Source organism: Isoptericola haloaureus (genome assembly GCF_036689775.1).
Classification (GTDB): Bacteria; Actinomycetota; Actinomycetes; order Actinomycetales; family Cellulomonadaceae; genus Isoptericola; species Isoptericola haloaureus.
Window position 1 is genome coordinate 403,090 of record NZ_JBAGLP010000117.1, and the last position, 18,658, is coordinate 421,747.

The 18,658-nt window shown below is 75.1% G+C and carries 15 protein-coding genes; 12 read left to right on the top strand and 3 right to left on the bottom strand.

Annotated features, from left to right (window positions below):
* Positions 1-52: 52 nt before the first annotated feature.
* From aztD to V5O49_RS10005, 3 genes are all read left to right on the top strand, one after another.
* Positions 53-1,417: a zinc metallochaperone AztD gene (gene aztD, locus V5O49_RS09995; RefSeq protein ID WP_332902094.1), complete on the top strand. Its 1,365-nt coding sequence runs from the start codon at positions 53-55 to the stop codon at positions 1,415-1,417.
* Between the two features lie 120 nt (positions 1,418-1,537).
* On the top strand, positions 1,538-2,953 hold the full coding sequence (locus V5O49_RS10000; RefSeq protein WP_332902095.1) for a sensor histidine kinase: 1,416 nt from the start codon (positions 1,538-1,540) through the stop codon (positions 2,951-2,953).
* Positions 2,950-3,645, top strand: a complete 696-nt coding sequence (locus V5O49_RS10005; protein ID WP_332902096.1) for a response regulator transcription factor — start codon at positions 2,950-2,952, stop codon at positions 3,643-3,645. Before V5O49_RS10000 ends, V5O49_RS10005 begins: the two co-directional genes overlap by 4 nt.
* Positions 3,646-3,774: 129 nt before the next feature.
* Here the strand turns inward: V5O49_RS10005 and V5O49_RS10010 are convergent, their stop codons facing one another.
* Positions 3,775-4,764, bottom strand: coding sequence for a type IV toxin-antitoxin system AbiEi family antitoxin domain-containing protein (locus V5O49_RS10010; protein WP_332902097.1), 990 nt, complete (start codon positions 4,762-4,764; stop codon positions 3,775-3,777).
* Between the two features lie 250 nt (positions 4,765-5,014).
* Here V5O49_RS10010 and V5O49_RS10015 point away from each other — a divergent pair, with 250 nt between their 5' ends.
* The 7 genes from V5O49_RS10015 to V5O49_RS10045 are packed head-to-tail and all read left to right on the top strand — an operon-like array spanning position 5,015 to position 14,781.
* Positions 5,015-5,902, top strand: a complete 888-nt coding sequence (locus tag V5O49_RS10015; protein WP_332902098.1) for an ABC transporter ATP-binding protein — start codon at positions 5,015-5,017, stop codon at positions 5,900-5,902.
* Complete coding sequence (locus V5O49_RS10020) at positions 5,899-7,140, top strand: ABC transporter permease (protein WP_332902099.1); 1,242 nt, start codon at positions 5,899-5,901, stop codon at positions 7,138-7,140. The genes V5O49_RS10015 and V5O49_RS10020 overlap by 4 nt, the downstream gene beginning before the upstream one ends.
* Before the next feature lie 45 nt (positions 7,141-7,185).
* Positions 7,186-8,790 carry an outer membrane protein assembly factor BamB family protein gene (locus V5O49_RS10025; RefSeq protein ID WP_332902100.1) on the top strand — a complete coding sequence of 535 codons (1,605 nt, stop codon included), beginning with the start codon at positions 7,186-7,188 and terminating at the stop codon, positions 8,788-8,790.
* 9 nt (positions 8,791-8,799) lie between these two features.
* Positions 8,800-10,470, top strand: coding sequence for an outer membrane protein assembly factor BamB family protein (locus V5O49_RS10030; RefSeq protein ID WP_332902101.1), 1,671 nt, complete (start codon positions 8,800-8,802; stop codon positions 10,468-10,470).
* Positions 10,470-12,167 (top strand): outer membrane protein assembly factor BamB family protein, encoded by a 1,698-nt coding sequence (locus tag V5O49_RS10035; protein WP_332902102.1) that lies wholly within the window; start codon positions 10,470-10,472, stop codon positions 12,165-12,167. The genes V5O49_RS10030 and V5O49_RS10035 overlap by 1 nt, the downstream gene beginning before the upstream one ends.
* Before the next feature lie 9 nt (positions 12,168-12,176).
* Positions 12,177-13,856 (top strand): outer membrane protein assembly factor BamB family protein, encoded by a 1,680-nt coding sequence (locus tag V5O49_RS10040; RefSeq protein WP_332902103.1) that lies wholly within the window; start codon positions 12,177-12,179, stop codon positions 13,854-13,856.
* Positions 13,857-13,890: 34 nt separating this feature from the next.
* A complete protein-coding gene (locus tag V5O49_RS10045) occupies positions 13,891-14,781 on the top strand; it encodes a DNA/RNA non-specific endonuclease (protein WP_332902104.1) in 891 nt (296 codons plus the stop codon).
* A gap of 6 nt (positions 14,782-14,787) precedes the next feature.
* On the opposite strand, the gene V5O49_RS10050 is transcribed toward V5O49_RS10045, so the two are convergent.
* Together V5O49_RS10050 and V5O49_RS10055 are read right to left on the bottom strand one after the other, a co-directional pair.
* Positions 14,788-15,603: an ABC transporter permease gene (locus tag V5O49_RS10050; RefSeq protein ID WP_332902105.1), complete on the bottom strand. Its 816-nt coding sequence runs from the start codon at positions 15,601-15,603 to the stop codon at positions 14,788-14,790.
* Positions 15,600-16,499: an ABC transporter ATP-binding protein gene (locus V5O49_RS10055; protein WP_332902106.1), complete on the bottom strand. Its 900-nt coding sequence runs from the start codon at positions 16,497-16,499 to the stop codon at positions 15,600-15,602. Before V5O49_RS10055 ends, V5O49_RS10050 begins: the two co-directional genes overlap by 4 nt.
* Before the next feature lie 129 nt (positions 16,500-16,628).
* Here V5O49_RS10055 and V5O49_RS10060 point away from each other — a divergent pair, with 129 nt between their 5' ends.
* Positions 16,629-17,894, top strand: coding sequence for a sensor histidine kinase (locus V5O49_RS10060; RefSeq protein ID WP_332902107.1), 1,266 nt, complete (start codon positions 16,629-16,631; stop codon positions 17,892-17,894).
* Positions 17,891-18,565 carry a response regulator transcription factor gene (locus V5O49_RS10065; protein WP_332902108.1) on the top strand — a complete coding sequence of 225 codons (675 nt, stop codon included), beginning with the start codon at positions 17,891-17,893 and terminating at the stop codon, positions 18,563-18,565. The genes V5O49_RS10060 and V5O49_RS10065 overlap by 4 nt, the downstream gene beginning before the upstream one ends.
* The last annotated feature ends 93 nt before the right edge of the window (positions 18,566-18,658 follow it).

The window sequence follows — 18,658 nt, forward strand, 5'->3', positions numbered from 1 at the left end:
TCCCGGCGCCGTGCCGCCTCCCGGCGTCGTCCCCGACGAGGAAAGAAGTTCGATGACCACCCGATCCCGCGCCGCCACGGCGCTCGCCCTCGCGCTGCCCCTCGGTCTGCTGGCCGCCTGCGGCACCAGCGTCGAGGAGCCGGCCGCCGAGGGCGACCCCACCGCCGCCGAGACCGAGGACACCGCGGACAGCGTGGAGGGGCCCACCGAGGTCCAGTCCCGCACCGCCCGCATCGCCGTCACCTACGACGGCGGGATCAAGGTCCTCGACGCGATGACCCTCGAGGAGGTCGGCGACGTCGACCTCGAGGGCTTCAACCGACTCAACCCCGCCGGGGACGGACGCCACGTCGCGGTGTCCACCACCGGTGGCTTCCGGCTGCTCGACACCGGGACCTGGGGCGAGGGCCATGGCGAGCACTTCCACTACTACACGGCCTCGCCGGAGCTGACGGACGTCACCTACGAGGCCACCAAGCCCGGCCACGTCGTCTCCCACGACGGCACGACCGCCTTCTTCGATGACGACACGGCCCACGTCGACCTCGTGGACTCGCTCGAGGTGGCGCACGCGGACGCGGAGGTCGAGGCGCTCGAGCTCCCCGAGGCCCACCACGGTGTCGCCGTGCCGCTGAGCGACGGCTCGATCCTCGTCTCCGTGGGCACCGAGGACGAGCGCACCGGCGTGGCGGTCCTCGACCACGACGGCGAGGAGATCGCCGTGTACGACGACTGCCCCGGGGTGCACGGCGAGTCCGTCGCCCAGGGCGAGGCCGTCGTCGTCGGCTGCGAGAACGGCGCCGTCGTCCACGCCGACGGAGAGTTCACCGCCGTCGACACGCCCGACGACTACTCGCGGATCGGCAACCAGGCCGGCTCGGAGGCCTCGCCCGTCATCCTCGGTGACTACAAGACCGACCCCGACGCGGAGCTCGAGCGGCCGACCCGCGTCAGCCTGATCGACACCCGGGACGCGAGCCACCAGCTCGTCGACCTGCCGGGCTCGTACAGCTTCCGTTCCCTGGCCCGCGGTGACGACGGCGAGGCGCTCGTCCTGACCACCGACGGCTCCCTGCAGGTCATCGACCCCGAGTCCGGCGAGATCACCGCCTCGATCCCGGTCGTCGACTCCTGGGAGGAGCCGACGGACTGGCAGCAGCCGCGCCCGACGGTGCTCGCGCTCGACGGCTCGGTCTACGTCACCGACCCGGCGAACCAGCAGCTCCACGCGGTCGACCTCGTCGAGCAGGAGGTCTGGCTCACGGCGGACCTCGGCGTCGAGGCGAACGAGATCTCCGGCGTCTACGGCGAGCCCACGGCGGAGCACTCCGAGGAGGAGCACGGCGACGAGCACTCCGAGGAGGACCACTCCGAGGAGGACCACGCGGACGAGGGTCACGAGGACCACGACCACTGAGCGACCCGCTCCACCTCTCCCACGTCAGGTCCGGCGCGGCGGCGACGCCGCGCCGGACCTGACGGGTTCTCCGTCCTGCGGGGGAGGCGTCGACGCGGTGCTCCTCCGTACGCTGGACGGATGCCGCGCCTGCGTCCTCCCGAGCTGATCGCCGAGTGGTTCGGCCTCGACACCGACTTCGAGCGCGCGCCGGCCGATCCTCCCGGGGCCTACCGGCGCGACGTGTGGCTCGGCGTCGGTCTCGTCGTCCTGGCCGTCGCCGGCTCCGAGGTGGCGCGGTCGGCGGGACTGCTCGACGAGGCGACCCCGCCCTGGCTCGTGGCGCTGCTCTCCGCCGCCGGCGCGCTGCCGCTGGTCGTCCGCCGTCGCTACCCGCTGATGGTCCTCGCGGTCGCCTACACGCACTTCCTCGTGCTCGGCCTCACCGTGCCGTCGATCCCGATGACGGTCGTCCTCCAGGCGGTCTACTTCGTCGCGCTCTACTCGGCCGTCGCCTGGGCACGGGACCGGCAGGCGATGGTCGTCGTGGTCGGGGTGTGCCTGCTGGTCATGTTCACGTGGCTCCTGTGGCAGCTCGCCGTCGGTTCGGGCCTGCAGCAGGCGGCCGAGTCGCGGGGCCTCCTCGACGACCCGCCCGGGTACCTCGACCCGATCACCGCGATGGTCGCCCACATCTGGCTGGTCAACATGGCCTACTTCCTCGGCGCGATCGCGATCGGGCAGGTCTCGTGGAACGCGGCCCGGCGCCGGCAGCAGCTGGCCCACCAGGCGCTGACCATCGAACGGCAGTCGGCCGAGCTGCAGCGTCGCGCGGTCGTCTCCGACCGGCTGCGCATCGCCCGCGAGCTGCACGACGTCGTCGCCCACCACGTCTCGGTCATCGGGATCCAGGCCGCCGCGGCCCGCCGGCTGCTCGCCAAGGACCCGGTCCTCGCCGCCGAACCCCTGGCCACCATCGAGTCGGCGTCCCGGGAGGCGGTGACCCAGATGCGCGGCCTCGTGGGGACCCTGCGCGACACCGGGTCCGAGACCGGGTCCGACGGCGGGCCCGACGGGGGTTCGGGGGCGCGCTCGCCCGGACCAGGGCTCACGGACATCCCGGCGCTGACGGCGGCCGACGACGGCCTCGACGTCGCGTTCTCGCTCGTCGCCGAGCCGCCCGGGGCCGACGCCGAGGTCCCGGCACCCGTCGCGCTCAGCCTGTACCGGACCGTCCAGGAGGGACTGGCCAACGTGCGCAAGCACTCCACGGCCCGCACGGCCTCGGTCACCGTCCGGGTCGACCGGCGATCCGGCCCCTCGGCCGGGGCGGCGGGGTCGGGCGGGACGGCCGGGTCGGGCGGGTCGGCCGGCTTCGCCGAGGTCGAGGTGCTCGACGACGGGCGGACGCGGCCCGGGTCCTCCGGCACCGGGCTCGGCCTGATCGGGCTGCGCGAGCGCGTGGCGGCCCATCACGGCGTGGCCGAGATCGGCCCCCGGGTGACCGGCGGCTACCGTGTGCGCGTGCGACTGCCCCTGCCCCAGGACCCGGCATGACCTCGGTGCTGCTCGTCGACGACCAGCGGCTGGTGCGGTCGGGCTTCCGCCTCATCCTCGCCGTCGAGGACGACCTCGACGTGGTCGGCGAGGCGTCGGACGGCGTCGAGGCGGTCGCCACGGCCCGGGAACTGCGTCCCGACGTCGTGCTCATGGACGTGCAGATGCCCGTCATGGACGGGATCGAGGCGACCCGGCGGATCGTCGCCGAGGACCTCTCCCGCGTGCTGGTGCTGACGACGTTCGACGACGACGCCTACGTCTTCGACGCCCTGGCCGCCGGGGCGTCCGGGTTCCTGCTGAAGAACGCGGACGCCGACCACCTCGTCGAGGCGGTCCGGACCGTCGCCGACGGGCACGGGCTGCTGTCGCCGCAGGTGACCCGGCGGGTCGTGGAGCGGATGGTCGCCGGCGGGACGACGGGTACCGGGACGACGACGGGTACCGGGGCGGCCCGGAGTACCGGCGTGCCGCCGTCGGCCCCGGACCTGGACCGTCTGACCGCCCGCGAGCGCGAGGTGCTCGTGCTGGTGGGGCGGGGGATGTCCAACGCGGAGATCGCCCAGGAGCTGTTCCTCGGCGAGGCGACGGTCAAGACCCACGTGTCGAATGTCCTGGGCAAGCTCCACCTGCGCGACCGGGTCCAGGCGGTCGTCTACGTCCACCAGCACGGACTGGCCGGGAGCGCCTGACGGCGTCGTCGCCGGTCAGCCATCAGCCGGTGATGCCTGACCCGCCCCGTCGCCTCGTGGCCGCGACGGCGTCGCCGGTCGGCCGTCCGGCCCCGATACCTGACCCGCCGCGACGTCGGGGCGGTCACCTCACGACGGCAGGACGAACCGGTGGTCCACCGGGGGACGCTGCGGGAACCAGCCCTCCGCGGCCAGGACGGCAGCCACCTCCCGGGCGACGGTGCCGTCCCAGGCGTCCCGTCCGGTGTAGCGGCGTACCAGCGTCCGTCGGCCGGCGATCCGGTTCTGCCGGGCGCGGTCCGCGACGACGGCGTCGAGCCGGGAGTGGACGTCACGACCGTCGATCTCGACCAGGAGCGCGCTGTCGCCGGGGAGCAGCCACGCCAGGTCGACCCGGGCCACGACCAGCCCGGACGACGTGACCAGCCGGAGCTGCAGCGCGTCCGGCGCGACGCCGGCGTCGACGCAGCCAAGGCGTGCCCAGGTCTCGGCCGGCGACTCTGCCCGGGGATCGCACTCGTCCCACCAGGACCGGCGCGCGGCCGCCCCGACGAGGTCGCCGGACTTCTCCCGGGCCCGGTCGAGGCCGGCGCGCGAGACGAGGCCGCGGTGGCCCGCCGAGTCCATCATCGCCACGGCGCGGTACCGCGGCAGGGCGGGGACCGCCTGGGCCAACGCGTCCTCCGGGAGGGCACACGCGACGCCGTCGACCTCCGACCAGCGGCGGAGCCGCAGCCGGCGGACGCGGACCGGGTCGGGGCCCCGGCGGGCCGACCCGTCCGGGACCGTGACCTCGGGCCGGACGTCGGGCGGTGCGCCGTGGACGCCGTGCAGGACCAGCGCGGCGACGCCGGTGGCCACCGTGCCGGGGCATGCCAGCGGCCCGAGCAGGGAGGCCCGGCGGCGAGCACGGTCCAGCCGGTCCCGTGCCGGGTCCCCGCCGACGCCGACGTCGTACACACCGCGGACCGGTCGGCTCCAGCGCCCCTGGGCGACCAGGCGTGCCGCCTGCTGGCGGGTGACCCCGGACGACCGGCACTGGTCGATCGAGAGCAGTCCCTCCTGCCGGGAAGCGATCCGGTGAGCGCGGTCCGGGACGACGAGCGGTGGGGAGGGCACCGTCCCAGCAGACCAGCCGGCGGGATCCCCCGGACCGGTCGTCCACAGGGTGTGGACACGGCGACGTGCCCGGTCAGGCATCCGTCGCCGAACGCTGACCGCGGACGACGTCAGCAGCGAGCGACGACGTGCTGCGTCAGCCGTCCGACGGTGATGCCTGACGATTCGCGTCGTCGCCCGCGGGGTGGACCCGCGCGAATCCCTCTCGCGGCGGATCCGCCGACGCACCGCCCTGCGTAGCGTGAGATCCATGTCCACTCTCGAGGTCAGGGACCTGACCAGAACCTTCGGCGACCTGCGGGCCGTCGACGGCATCTCCTTCGCCGCCCGGGGCGGCATGCTCACCGGGTTCGTCGGCTCCAACGGCGCCGGCAAGACGTCCACGATGCGCATGATGATGGGGGTCCTCGCGGCCACCTCCGGGGAGGTGCTGTTCGACGGCGCCCCCGTGACCCGCGCGGACCGGCGCACGTTCGGGTACATGCCCGAGGAGCGCGGCCTGTACCCCAAGCAGCCGGCGCTCGACCAGCTCGTCTACCTGGCCCGGCTGCGCGGCATCCCCGCCGCGACGGCGCGAGCCGAGGCGATGGAGCATCTGGAGCGGCTGGGGCTCGGCGAGCGCGCCCGCGACCACGTGGAGAAGCTCAGCCTCGGCAACCAGCAGCGCGTCCAGATCACGGCGGCCCTCATGGGCCGGCCGCGCGCGCTGATCCTCGACGAGCCCTTCTCGGGGCTGGACCCCACGGCGGTGGACGACATGGTCGACCTGCTGCGCCAGCACACGGCCCGAGGGGTCCCGGTGCTGTTCAGCTCGCACCAGCTCGACCTGGTCGAGCGCCTCTGCGAGCGGCTCGTGATCCTGCGCGGCGGCCGGGTCGTCGCCGACGGCACGCCGGCCGAGCTGCAGGAGACCGGCACGCTGCGGCACCGCCTGGTGCTCGACGGCGACGCCGGCTGGGTCCGCGGAGTGCCCGGCGTGCACGCCGTCGACGTGGACGGTCCGACGGCGCTGCTCGAGCTGGCCGACGACGCGGCCGCCCAGCGCCTGCTCGCCGCGGCGCTCGAGCGCGGCGCCGTCCACGAGCTCTCCCCGGTCCGCCCCTCCCTGGCCCAGATCTACCGCGAGGTGACCTCATGACCACGTCCACCCAGGAACAGGCCCGGTTCGCGACGAGCCCGTCGCCCGAGCCCCCGGACGACAGCACCCGCGGCGCCTGGCGTCTGGTGATGCAGCGCGAGATCGTCACGCGAGTGATGAACAAGGCGTTCGTCATCGGGCTCGTGACCTCGCTGGTCGTCATCGCGGCGCTCGCGGCCTTCTTCGCCTGGCAGGCCAACCGGGTCGACACCTCCACCGTCGCGGTGAGCGGCGCCGACAGCGCGGCCGTCGCCGCGGCCACGTCGGCCGGAGAGATCGCGGAGGCGGAGGGCAGCAACAGCGAGGTCGAGGTGCTCGAGGTCGCCGACGCGGACGCCGCGCGCGCGGCGCTGGAGTCCGGCGACGCCGACGCCTGGCTGCACCCGGGCGACGACGGCTGGGTGCTGGCCGGCCAGGGCGAGCCCGGCGGGTCGCTGGAGCGGTACGTGGCCACCGCCGTCGAGCAGCAGGTCGTCGCCGCGAACGCGGAGGCCGCCGGCACGTCGGTGGCCGAGCTGTCGGCCGGTGCGGAGCTGACCACCGAGGCCCTCGAGCCGGACGCGGTCGGCGAGCAGGCGCTGTTCTTCGCGACGTTCGCCCTGTCGTTCCTGTTCTTCGCGGGGGCGATCACGTCGGGCAACATGATCGCCAGCTCGGTGGTCGAGGAGAAGCAGTCGCGGCTGGTGGAGATCATCGCGACGGCGGTGCCGCTGCGCCAGCTCCTCGCGGGCAAGATCCTGGGCAGCTCGGTGATCGCCGTCGGGCAGAACCTGCTGTTCGCCGGCGTCGGGCTGGTCGCGGTCTCGGCGAGCCCGGTGTCGATGGCATTGCCCGCGCTGTCGACGTCGCTGATCTGGTTCGTGGTGTTCTTCGCGGTCGGGTTCCTCGCCCTGGCGGCGCTGTACGCCGTGGCCGGTGCCCTGGCCAGCCGCGCCGAGGACCTGCAGTACACGGCGACCCCGATGACGTTCCTGGTCATGGGTGTGTACTTCGTGACGTTCACGGCCTCGGGCACGTTCCTGACCGTGCTGTCGTACGTGCCGATCGCCTCCGTGGTGGCGATGCCTGCCCGCATCCTGGCCGGGGACGCGGCGTGGTGGGAGCCGGTGATCGCGCTGTTGCTCCTGGCCGCGTTCGCCGCCGCGGCGCTGCTCGTCTCGGAGCGCGCGTTCCGCGGTTCGCTGCTGCAGACCGGCGGTCGCGTGTCCTGGCGGCAGGCGCTGCGCCCCCAGGGCTAGTCAGGGGACTTTCTTGGGGCAATCATGAGAGATAGATTGCCGGACATGGCTCGACGACGTGATCCCGTGCAGTTCGACCTGGTCCCGGACGAGGACGGGCCAGGAGACGCAGGGACGAGTGCTGCTGCCGGGTCGGCCGGCGAGCCCGTCGAGCCCGGCTGGTTCGGCCGTCGCGTCGCCGGACCCGTCCGGGAGCGCTGGCGGGCCGTACCCCGGCGGCTGCGGGCCGGGATCGTCGCTGTCACCGCGGTCGCCGTCGTCGGGACGGCGGCCGGGGTCGCGGCGCTCGACGCGCGGTCCGACGCCGCGCACGCCGAGCACATGGCAGAGATGCCGGGCGGCGTCGCGGACCTGTCCGCCCCGCTGGAGGAGACCTGGCGGGTGGAGACCGACGAGGGCGTCGTCGCGGTGCTGCCCGGCGGGGTCGTCGTCACGCGCGACGGGACCGACGTGCTCGGGGTCGACGTCGCCACGGGGGACGAGGTGTGGCGCCACGAGCTGGGGGCTCTCGTCGAGTGCGGCCCGGACAACCTGCGCGGACTGCTCTCCACCGGCCTCGAGGCCCTCGTGTGCGTGCACGGCACGCCGGAGCGCACCGCCACCGTGCTGGACGCCTCGGGCACGGTGCTCGGCGACCGGGAGCTCGGTGTCGCCAACCACGGGCAGCGGGGTGCCTGGGTCGACGGTGCACCGCAGGTCCTCCCGGCGGGGGACGGCACCGTCGCGGTGCTCGAGGGCGGCGCGCGGGAGCTCACGCTCGACGGGGAGGATCTGGAGGCCGGCCTGGCGCAGGCCCGCGCCGACGGCCGTTGGCAGGACCCGACCGTCCGGGTGGAGGACGTGCTGACCGGCGAGGTCCGCGCCGAGGAGACGCTCGTGGTCCGCGCGGAGGACCTCGCATCCTGTGGCACGGGTACGAGTCGCGACCGGGTGTTCGTCAACCCCTCGCTGTGGGCCTGGGGCTTCGCCGTCCGGCTCGACGTGTGCGGGCGGTCGGTGACGGTGACCCCCGACGGCGAGCGCCATGAGGCGATGCGCGTGCCGTCGGTCGACGGCGGGTTCCTGGAGTACACCGCCGACGAGAGCACGCGCGTGCTGGACGCCTCCGGCGCCGAGGAGGCCGTGGTGCCGGGGTCCGTGCTCCCGCCGCCGGCTCTGGACGCACCGGGCGGGCCGCGCCTCGTGTTCGTCGGGTCCGATCGGCTGTCCGCCGTCGACGACGCCGGGGAGCGCCTGTGGACGATCGACGTGGCGGGCTTTCCGCGGTACCTGGCGCGTGCCGGTGGCACGGCGGTTCTCGCGATGGTCCCGGAGGGCAGCGTCCAGGCCGTCGACCTGGGCACGGGGGAGATCCGGTGGACACGCGACGACGTGGTCACGACCGAGCAGGGGGGTGTCGGGGCAGCGGCCACCGACGGGGAGATCGTCCTGGTGACCGTGTCCGGCGGCCCGCAGACCGACCTCGTCGCCCTCGACCTCGCCGACGGTCGCACCCGCTGGAACCAGGCGTACGACGCCCGCTACGGGCAGGTGACGGTGATCGACGGGCGGGTCGTCCTCGCCGACGCGATGGGCGGAGGGTACATCCGTACGGTCGACGGGGTGCAGGTCGAGACCTCCGACGCCGCACTCGTCGGCCTGGCGAACTAGATTCACGGTATGGGCCGACCACGCCGGGACGACGTCGTCACCTTCGACGTCTCCCACGACGCCGACGACGGGGTCGACGACGCCGCCCGCACCGGCGACGGGCGGGCGGACGGCGTCGCCGCGGTGCCCCGGCGCGACCGGGTCCGCCGCTGGTGGCGGGCCGCGACGCGGCGCCAGCGCCGCACGGCGACCGCGCTCGTCGCCGGCGCGGCCGTGGTGCTGACCGGCGGCACCGTGGCGGCGTCGACGCTGGCGAACCACGTCGAGGCCGAGCGGCTGCGCACCGCCCCGGGCGGGGTGCTCTCCCTGGACGGGCCGCTCACCGAGGTCTGGAGCGCCGACGTCAGCAGCATCGCGGCCGTGCTGCCCGCGGGCGGGATCGTCACCACCGAGGGGCCCCGGGTCGTCGCCCGGGAGGTCGCCACCGGTGCCGAACGGTGGGAGGTCACCCTGACCGGGGCGGTGGAGTGCGGTCCCCGGCCGCGGCTGGACAGCGTCGCGGAGTGGACGGTGCCCGTCGAGACGGTGACGTGCGTGCACGGCCGGGCCGGGAACCGTGCCGTCACGGTGCTCGACGCCGACGGTGCCGTCGTCGGGCAGCGCGGGCTGGCGGCCGAGCGGTACGGCGGCCGGGCCCGGTCGGTGGTCGCGGCGGCGGACGGCGCGCTGGCCGTCACCGAGCACGACACCGACCTGCCGGAACGGCTCACCTTCGCCACGCCGGACGAGATGTTCTCCGAGCTGAGCCAGATGGAGGTCGACGGAGGGGGCACGCGGACCTGGCTCGAGGACGCGCTGACCGGGGAGCGTCGGCAGACCCTGGACCTGGTCGAGCTGCCGTGGGCGCACGGCGTCGACTGCTACACGCTGGGGGAGGACGAGGTCGACTCCTCCGGCCTGGGGACGGCCGGTCGGGCCACGCTGAACCTCGGCGCGACGCTGGGGACGCCGACGATGGTCGGCTTCGCGGGCTGCGCCGCCGACGGCGCCGCGACCTACACGGGCGTCCCCCTGGGGTACCGGTCCGCGCTCGCCACGACGTGGCCGCGGCAGTCCGTGCGCCAGCCGTACCCGGACGAGCGCTTCGTCGTGCCGGCCGGGGAGGGCAGCAGCCTCCTCGCCGACGACGGCGAGCCGGTCCTCGACGTCCCCGGCCTGCGTCTGGAGGTGCCCGCGACGGACGGGACCGCCGGCGACGGGTACGTCGCCGTGGAGGGCGCCGAGCGCGTCGTCCTGCTCGCCGAGGACGGGAGCGAACGGTGGAGCGCGCCGGGGGAGAGCCCCCGCGTCCTGGTGCGCACCGACGACCTCGTGGTGGTCAGCGGCTGGGACGAGCTGGTCGGCTACGACGCGGCCGACGGGACCGAGCGGTGGCGGCTGGCCCCGGACGCCGGACCGCGGCGGTACGTGCTCTCGGCCGTCACCGACGGCGTGCGGATGACGGGCGTGCTGATGGACGTCTCGGTCGAGGCCACGGCCGAGCTGTCGCTGTTCACGCTCGACCTGCGCACCGGGCAGGAGGTGGCCCCGCGGGTGCGGGACGTCGCCACGCGCACGGTGCTGGCCGTCGACGGCCACCTCGTCGTGCCCGAGCTGCCGGCCGACGAGGTGCTCCTCGGCGACGCCACGACGCCGGTGGTGGGGCTGCGGGTGCTCGCTCCCGGCGAGGGCGGGGCGTGATGGTGCGGCGCCGCGACGACGCGATGGTCTCCTTCGACGTCTCCGCCGACACGTCCGGCGACGCCGTCGAGCAGGGCGCAGGGCACGACGGCGGGGCGAGGACGCCGGAGCCGCCGCGGCCGGGGTGGCTCGAGCGTGCCGCGGCGTGGTGGCGGGCGGCGTCCCCGCGTCGACGGCGCGCGACGGCGGGTGTCGGTGGCGGCGCGGTCCTCGTCCTGGTGGGCGGACTGGTCGCCGGCGGGGCGGCGGCGGCCCACCTCGAGTCGGAGCGGCTGCGGGCGGCACCGGGTGGCGTGCTCTCCCTCGCGGGCGAGCTCACCGAGGCGTGGAGCCGGGACGGGTCCGGGGTGGTCGCCGTGCTCGACGGCGGCCGGCTGGCCTTCGTCGAGGACCGGACGCTGGTCGTGCACGACGCGGCCGACGGCAGTGAGGTGTGGCGTGCCGCGCTCGGACCCGACCTGGAGTGCGGCCCTCGACCGCGGCTGAGCAGCGGGGTCGAGTGGACGATGCCGAGCACGACCCTGACGTGCGTGCACGGCGACGACGGCGAGCGCACCGTGACGGTCCTGGACGCCGACGGTGCCGTCGTCGGGGACCGCGTCCTGGACCCGGAGGTCTACGGCGGCGAGCACGTGCGGGTCGCGCCGGCCGCCGCCGGCGGCCTGGCCGTGGTCGAGCACGTGATCGACCTGCCCGGCCGTCGGACGGTCGAGAACTCGCCGACCACCCAGCAGCTCGTCGAGGAGATCGACCCGAACGGCCTGGGTGCGGCGACGCTGCGGATGGAGGACGCGCTCACCGGGCAGGTGCGTGCCGAGAGCACGGCGAACCGCTGGCCGATGTCGCTGCAGGACTGCGTGTGGTTCAGCGCCGACGCCGAGGGACGACCGCGACCGGCGACCACCCGGATCGAGCTGTGGGGCGTGCGGCAGCCCGTCGCGACGCCGTCGGTCGTGGGCTACCAGATGTGCCAGGGCGGCACCGGGCTGGCGACCGACGGCACGCCGCTCGACGTGGCCGACGTCACCGGTGTCTCGTTCGCCGACCTGCAGGGCCTCGGCGTGGTGGAGCCGTTCCCGGGCGGCGGTCACGTCGTGCCCGGCCCCCGGGGCGGCACCGTGCTCGTGACCGCCGAGGAAGGTCGGCGGGAGGACCTCGGCGGTCGAGTCCGCGTCCCCGCGGCACAGGTGGGGCCGGTCGAGCCGGAGCTGGTCGCCGTCCGCGAGCTCAGCACCGCCGTCGGGATCGGCGACGACGGCGCCGTCCGCTGGGAGGCGGAGCTCGGGGGCGACCCGGACGTGCTCGCCCGCGTGGCCGGGACGACGGTGGTGGCGACCGACGCGTCCTCGGAGCTGGTGGCGCTCGACGACGCCGACGGGTCGGAGCGGTGGCGGGTCGACCTCGTCCACCCCGCCCCGGACGGTCGCTGGGTCCAACCCACCTCGGCGGTCACCGACGGTGAGCGGGTCACGGTCGCGCTCGTGGAGGGCCTCGACGGCGGTCCGACCTGGGCCGGCAGCCTGGTGACGGTGGACCTCGCCACCGGGGAGGCCCGCCGGACGGAGCTGGACGGGGACGGGCTGCCGTGGGTCACCGCCGTCGACGGCCACCTGCTGCTCCACGAGCTCGACCCGGGCGGCGGGGGATTCGCCGCCTGGCCGAGGATCGCTGCGGTGAAGATGCTCGAACCGCGCTAACGTCGAGGGGTGGGGCGACGACGCGGTGCCCCCCAGGGGGCGTTCACGTTCGACCTCGTGCCCGAGGACGGGTCCGAGGCCGGGCAGCACCCTGCGGACCGACGGGTCACGGAGGAACCCGAGCCGGGTACCGCCCCGGAGGCCGAGCCCCCCGCCCTGCTCGCCGGTGCCCGACGGCGCTGGGCCGACCGGCCCCGTCTGCTGCGGTGGGGCGTGCCGGTGGCCGCGGTGGTCGCGCTCGCCGCGGTGGTCGTGGTCGAGGGCGTCGTCGACCGGTGGCGCGGTGACGACCTGCGGGCGGCGGCGGGCGGGGTGAGCGACCTGTCCGGTCCGCCGTTCGAGTCCTGGCGCCTCGACGAGGACGTCGGCGGCATCGGGCTGACCGGCGGACTGATCGCGATGGAGGGTGACGTGGCCGCCCTGCTGCACCACGACGAGCTCGTCGGGGTCGACCTGCGGACCGGTCAGCCCGTGTGGACGGTCGAGCTGACCGCGACCGACGCGAGCTGCGGGCCCGGGCTGGCGATCTGGGGCGACACCGTCGACCTGCGACCGGCGGAGCTCGTGGTCTGCGTCGCCGGGACGACCGACGACGCGGTGGACGTCACCGTCGTGGAGGACGACGGCAGCGTCCTGGTGCGCCGCACCGTCGAGGGCGAGCACGACCTGCTCGTGCCGGGACCCCGCGGCACCCTGGTGTCGGCGACGTGGACCGGCGACCCGGACGACGTCGACGTGGAGCTGCGCGGCGACCCGCTGACGAACCTCACCGTCCTCGGCGACATCGACGACGGGTACGACCTGCAGCTGCGGGCGGTGGACGCCGTGACCGACGAGGAGCGCTGGGCCACGACGGTGCCCTTCGGGACCGTCCGCGACGCCACGCAGTGCGTCAGCTGGGACACCGGGGGCCGCAACGCGCAGGTCGACCGGCGGGCCACCCTCGACTACGCGGTCAGCCAGCAGCTGATCGGGGTCGCCGGCTGCGGCATCCTCGCCTACGTCACCCCCGACGGGAAGCGCCTGGACCTGCCGGACGACGACGGCGACGACGAGGCGGGCACGGTGCGCCGGGTCCGGCCGCTCGCCGACGGCGGCTTCGTCGTCTCCTCCGGCGTCTGGAACCTGCCGGTGTGGGACCACGCTGTCCTCGGTCCGGACGGCGAGCACTGGTACACCGTGGAGGGGAGGCTGCTCGAACCCCTGTCCACCGTGGGCGGGGGCGGCGGCCAGCAGCTGGTCGCCCACGCCGCCCGCACGGTCGCGCTGGACCAGGACGGTCAGGAGCTGTGGACGGCGGACGTGAACACGCAGACGTTCCTGGCCCGGACCGAGGAGGTCGCCGTCGTCCTGGACGTCCAGGACCGCGTCCTCGGGCTGGACCGGTCCGACGGCACCGTGCGCTGGGTGCGCGACGACGTCGTCACCCAGTTCACGGCCCTGGAGGACGGCGGCCGGACGGGTGAGCTCGAGGCGGCCTTCACCGACGGCGCCGTCGTGGCCGTGGTCGTGCCCACCTACACCGGCGAGCGGGTGGTCTCCCGGTGGCGTGCCGTCGACGTCCGGACGGGGGAGGACCTGTGGTCCACCGAGCTGGCCGCGGACGGCTGGGGCCTGGAGCTGGCGGCGTCGGGGCACCTGCTGCGGTGGTCCCCCCGGGGCCTGACGGGGTACACGACCGGATCGTGAGCGTCCGACGGCGGACCGTGGTTGGCTCGACGGCATGACGGGGTACGACGCCTGCTTCCTCGACCGCGACGACCGGCTGCGCGTCCCGCTGCCGGTGCCGGCCGACGGCGGGCCCGACCCGGCCGAGCTGCGCCGGCTCGACCACCCTCACTTCAGCGTGCTGCTGCACTCCGGGCGCCGGCTGGCGGTCGCCACCGCCTGCATGATCGACGGCGCCCGCCTGCAGCCGCTGGCCCGCTCCGGGTCGTGGCGGCTCGACCCCCAGGCGCCGCCCGCGGAGCAGGCCGACAACGACCTGTACCACCACAACGTCCTCGACCGCGGTCACCTCGTGCGCCGCCTGGACCCGATGTGGGGCACCGAGGAGGAGGCGCGCGAGGCCGGCGAGGCGACGTTCGTCTACACCAACGCCGCCCCGCAGGTCGACGAGTTCAACCAGTCCAAGAGCCTGTGGAACGGGCTGGAGGACCACGTCCTGGCGTTCGCCGACGCCCACGACCACCGGGTCGTGGTGCTGACCGGCTGCGTCTTCGCCGACGCCGACCCCGTCTACCGTGGCGTCCCCCTGCCGCGACGGTTCTGGAAGGCCGCCGCCTGGGTGACGGAGGTCGACGGCGAACGCGTCCTGCGCTCGGCGGGGTTCCTGCTCGACCAGTCGCCCCTGCTCACCGACGCCGAGCTGAGCACCGCCACCGGTCGGGCGCTCGCGGTGGGGAACGTCCCGCCGCTGGGCCCGTACCGCACCTTCCAGGTACCGGTCGCCGACCTCGCGGACCTGACCGGACTCGACCTCGGCCCGCTGGTCGGTGCGGACGTGGTGCCCACCGAGCGCAGGGCCCTGGAGCCGCTGGCGGCGGCCGGCCCACCGTCCGCGGGCTGGACGGAGCTGAGCGAGCCGGCCGCCATCACCCTCGGTCCCCGCTGAGGCGGGTCAGGAGGTCTTGACCTCCCCGCGCTGCACGCGCCGGACGCCGACCGCCAGGGGCAGGCCGACCCAGATCGCCGCCGACGTCGCCAGCTGCGCCCACTCGGTGCCGCCCAGCGGCTCGCCCATGATCAGCGGGACGGACGACGTGGAGAGGTCGAGCCAGGGCCACACGTCGGACCAGGCGGTCACCAGCATCGTGATCGCCCCGACGATGGTCGGCACCGCGAGGAAGACGACGATCGCGGCCGGGGTGCTCTGCAGCGCCAGGCCGAACGCGACGCCCTGGACCATCCACAGCACGATCATCAGGGCCATGCCGGCCGTCATCGCGCCGAGTCCCCAGTCCGGCGAGGCGTCGCGCAGGGTCACCACACCGAGGTGGGCGACGGCGGCGATCCCCACGGCCACGACGAAGAACGCCAGGCCGGAGCCGACCGCGGTCAGCAGCTTGGCCCCGACGACCCGACCGCGCCGGGGCTCGAGCGTGAACGTGGTCAGCGCGGTGCGCTGCGACCACTCGGCCGTCGTGGCCAGGATGGCGACGATCGGCAGCAGCATGGCCAGGGGCGTGGAGGTGTTCGAGACGAACGTCTCGAACGACACGTCGCCCTCGCCGACCAGGGCCGTCACGGTGACGACGCCGGCCGTCAGCAGCGCGATGGTGACGAACAGCCACCGCACGGCCCGGGTGTCGAGCTGCTTGCGCCACTCGACCAGCGTCAGGCGGGAGAAGGGGACGGGGCGGATCTCGGCCGCGGTGCGCGTGCCGGTGCGCGTGCCGGGGCGGTGGCCGGTCCGGGTCTGGTCGACGGCGCTCATGCCGCCACCTCCTCGCGGGCGTCCGCGGCGGTGAGCTCGAGGAACAGCTCCTCCAGCCCGCGGGAGTCGGCGGGGCGCAGCTCGGTCACGAGGACGCCCGCGCCGACGGCGGTGCGCGCCACGGTCTCGGCGTCCGCGGCGACGGCCAGCCCGCCGTGGGCACCCGGCTCGACGTCGACGCCGGCGTGGCGCAGCGCGGCGGCCAGGGCGACGTCGTCCAGCGAGCGGACCACCATGCCGGCCGCGCGCAGCAGCTCGTCCTTGGTGCCCTCCGCCACGACCCGGCCGCGTCCGATGACGACGAGCCGGTCGGCGACCTGCTCGATCTCGGCCAGCAGGTGGCTGGACAGCAGCACGGTGCCGCCACGGCCCGCGAAGTCGCGCAGCAGGTCCCGCATCCACCGGATGCCGGCGGGGTCGAGGCCGTTGGCGGGCTCGTCGAGGATCAGGACGTCGGGGTCTCCGAGCAGGGCGGTCGCGAGGCCGAGTCGCTGACGCATCCCCAGCGAGTAGGTGCGCACACGACGTCCGGCCTCGGCGGGAGTGAGCCCGACGACGTCGAGCACCTCGTCGACGCGGCGCCGGTCGACCCCGGTCAGCAGCGCCGACAGCGTCAGCGTCTCGCGGCCGGTGCGACCGGCGTGCTGGGCCGAGGCGTCGAGCAGCACGCCCACGCGCCGTCCGGGGTTGGCCAGGGCCGCGTACGGCCGGCCGAGGACGCGGGCCGTGCCGCTCGTCGGCGGTGTCAGGCCGCACATCATGCGCATGGCGGTCGACTTGCCGGCGCCGTTGGGGCCGAGGAAGCCGGTGACGACCCCCGGGTCGGCCGTGAACGAGACGTCGTCCACGGCCAGGACGGGGCCGTACCTCTTGGTCAGGTGCTCCACGGTGATCATGCCCTCAGGTTCCCGTCCGGACGCGGGCGCGCACATCGCCCGTGCGGCGGGTCCGTCTCGTCCGGTCGGAGGTTCCGGCTCATCCCTTCGGCTGATGCCCGGCGTCGGGCCGCGGCCTAGGCTCGCCACGTGCCCACCCCGTCCGCCGACCCGTACCGGGTCGACCCGAGCGACGCTCCGTCCCCGGCCGCCGGTGCGCCGGACGGACCTCCGATCCGGTGGCGGCGGGTCTGGGCCGAGACGTGGCGGCTGCTGGCGGCCTTCGCCGTCAGCATGCTGGTGGCCGGTGCGGTCGTGTGGGAGGTGGAGACCGGCCAGCGCGCGTCCAGCCCCGACCGCCTCGCCCTGGACATCGCCGTGGGGCTGCTCTGCTTCGGTCTGGTGGTGCTGCGCCACCGGTTCCCCACGGCTGTCGCGCTGCTGATCGCGGCGGCGTCGACGGTCTCGGTGTTCGCCTCGGGACCCTTGACGCTCGCGGTGGTCTCGCTCGCGACGCACCGGCGCTGGTGGCGCATCGGCCTGGTCGGGGTGGTCTTCGTCGTGGGCGGCTGGGCCTACGGGGTCCTGTACCCGGTGGACGACGGCACGACCTGGGTCGTCGACGTCGCCAGCGGTGTCGGACTGTTCGCGCTGATGGTCTGGATCGGCGCATACGTCGGGCTGCGGCGGGAGCACGTCGCCGAGCTGCACGAGCGGGTCGCGACGGCGGAGCGCGAGCAGGCGAGCCGGGTCGCCCAGGCACGGGCGAACGAGAGGGCGCGGATCGCCCGGGAGATGCACGACGTGCTCGCGCACCGCATGTCGCTGGTGGCGATGCACGCCGGCGCGCTCGCGTACCGCAGCGACCTGCCGCCGGAGAAGGTCGCCGAGACCGCCGGCCTGGTCCGCGACAGCGCCCACGAGGCGCTCGGCGAGCTGCGCGAGGTGCTCGGGGTGCTGCGCGGGCTGGACGGTGCGGACGCCGAGGGCCCGCCCGAGGGGCCTCAGCCGACGCTGGCCGCCGTCGAGGAGCTCGTGGCCGCGACCCGGGACGCCGGGGTGCCGGTGCGTCTGGTCGACCGCACCGTCGACGTGGACCGGTTGCCGACGGCGACGTCCCGCACCGCGTACCGGATCGTGCAGGAGGCGCTGACCAACGTGCGCAAGCACGCCGCGCGGATGCCGGCGTCGGTGGTGCTGCGGGGCGGCCCTGGTCAGGGCCTGTGGATCACGGTGTCGAACCCGGTCGCGGAGGCGGAGCCCGTGCCGCGGCGCGGTGACGGCGCGGTCGTGTCGCCGTCGGGGCTCGGCCTGCTGGGTCTGGAGGAGCGGGCCGAGCTCGCCGGGGGGTCTCTCACGGCAGGCGCGTCCGGCGACTCCTTCGCGGTGCGGGCGTGGCTACCGTGGGCGTCATGACCGAGGCGATCTCCGTGGTGGTGGTGGACGACGATCCCCTGGTGCGGGCCGGGCTGGGTCTCATCCTCGGTGGGGCGCCCGAGGTGCGGGTCGTGGGCGACGCGGGGGACGGCGACGACGGCGTGACCCTGGTGCGCCGCCTCCGGCCGGACGTGGTGCTCATGGACATCCGTATGCCCCGTGTCGACGGGATCGAGGCGACGCGGCAGCTGGCCTCGACGGACGCCGACGCGCCGCGCGTGATCGTCCTGACCACGTTCGACACGGACGACATGGTCGTGCGGGCGCTGCGCGCCGGGGCGGCGGGGTTCCTGCTCAAGGACACGCCGCCGGACCGGCTGGTCGCCGCCGTGCGGGCGGCCGCGGCAGGGGAGCCGACGCTGTCGCCGTCGGTGACGGCCCAGCTCATCGACCGGGTCTCGGGCGGCGCGGCCGCGGAGTCGGAGGTCGGTCGCCGGGCGGCACGCCGCCGGGTGGAGACCCTGACCGCGCGGGAGCGGGACGTGGCCGTCGTGCTCGCCCGGGGACTGTCCAACGCGGAGATCGCCGGCGAGCTGTACATGAGCGTGCCCACCGTGAAGACGCACGTCTCGCGGATCCTCGACAAGCTGGCGGCAGGGAACCGGGTGCAGGCGGCGATCGCCGTGCACGACGCCGGACTCGCGAGGTAGGCAACTCTTCCGCGAGGTAGGCAACTACTCGGCGAGGTAGGACACTGCTCGCCGGTGCGTGGCCGACCCGGCCCGAGCCCGCCTCCGGGACGC

What these genes read in the sequence shown, in the direction of transcription:
- aztD (WP_332902094.1), top strand. Translation starts at nt 53, where the DNA reads ATGACCACCCGATCCCGCGCCGCCACGGCGCTCGCCCTCGCGCTGCCC.
- V5O49_RS10000 (WP_332902095.1), top strand. Translation starts at nt 1,538, where the DNA reads ATGCCGCGCCTGCGTCCTCCCGAGCTGATCGCCGAGTGGTTCGGCCTC.
- V5O49_RS10005 (WP_332902096.1), top strand. Translation starts at nt 2,950, where the DNA reads ATGACCTCGGTGCTGCTCGTCGACGACCAGCGGCTGGTGCGGTCGGGC.
- V5O49_RS10015 (WP_332902098.1), top strand. Translation starts at nt 5,015, where the DNA reads ATGTCCACTCTCGAGGTCAGGGACCTGACCAGAACCTTCGGCGACCTG.
- V5O49_RS10020 (WP_332902099.1), top strand. Translation starts at nt 5,899, where the DNA reads ATGACCACGTCCACCCAGGAACAGGCCCGGTTCGCGACGAGCCCGTCG.
- V5O49_RS10025 (WP_332902100.1), top strand. Translation starts at nt 7,186, where the DNA reads ATGGCTCGACGACGTGATCCCGTGCAGTTCGACCTGGTCCCGGACGAG.
- V5O49_RS10030 (WP_332902101.1), top strand. Translation starts at nt 8,800, where the DNA reads ATGGGCCGACCACGCCGGGACGACGTCGTCACCTTCGACGTCTCCCAC.
- V5O49_RS10035 (WP_332902102.1), top strand. Translation starts at nt 10,470, where the DNA reads ATGGTGCGGCGCCGCGACGACGCGATGGTCTCCTTCGACGTCTCCGCC.
- V5O49_RS10045 (WP_332902104.1), top strand. Translation starts at nt 13,891, where the DNA reads ATGACGGGGTACGACGCCTGCTTCCTCGACCGCGACGACCGGCTGCGC.
- V5O49_RS10050 (WP_332902105.1), bottom strand. Translation starts at nt 15,603, where the DNA reads ATGAGCGCCGTCGACCAGACCCGGACCGGCCACCGCCCCGGCACGCGC.
- V5O49_RS10055 (WP_332902106.1), bottom strand. Translation starts at nt 16,499, where the DNA reads ATGATCACCGTGGAGCACCTGACCAAGAGGTACGGCCCCGTCCTGGCC.
- V5O49_RS10065 (WP_332902108.1), top strand. Translation starts at nt 17,891, where the DNA reads ATGACCGAGGCGATCTCCGTGGTGGTGGTGGACGACGATCCCCTGGTG.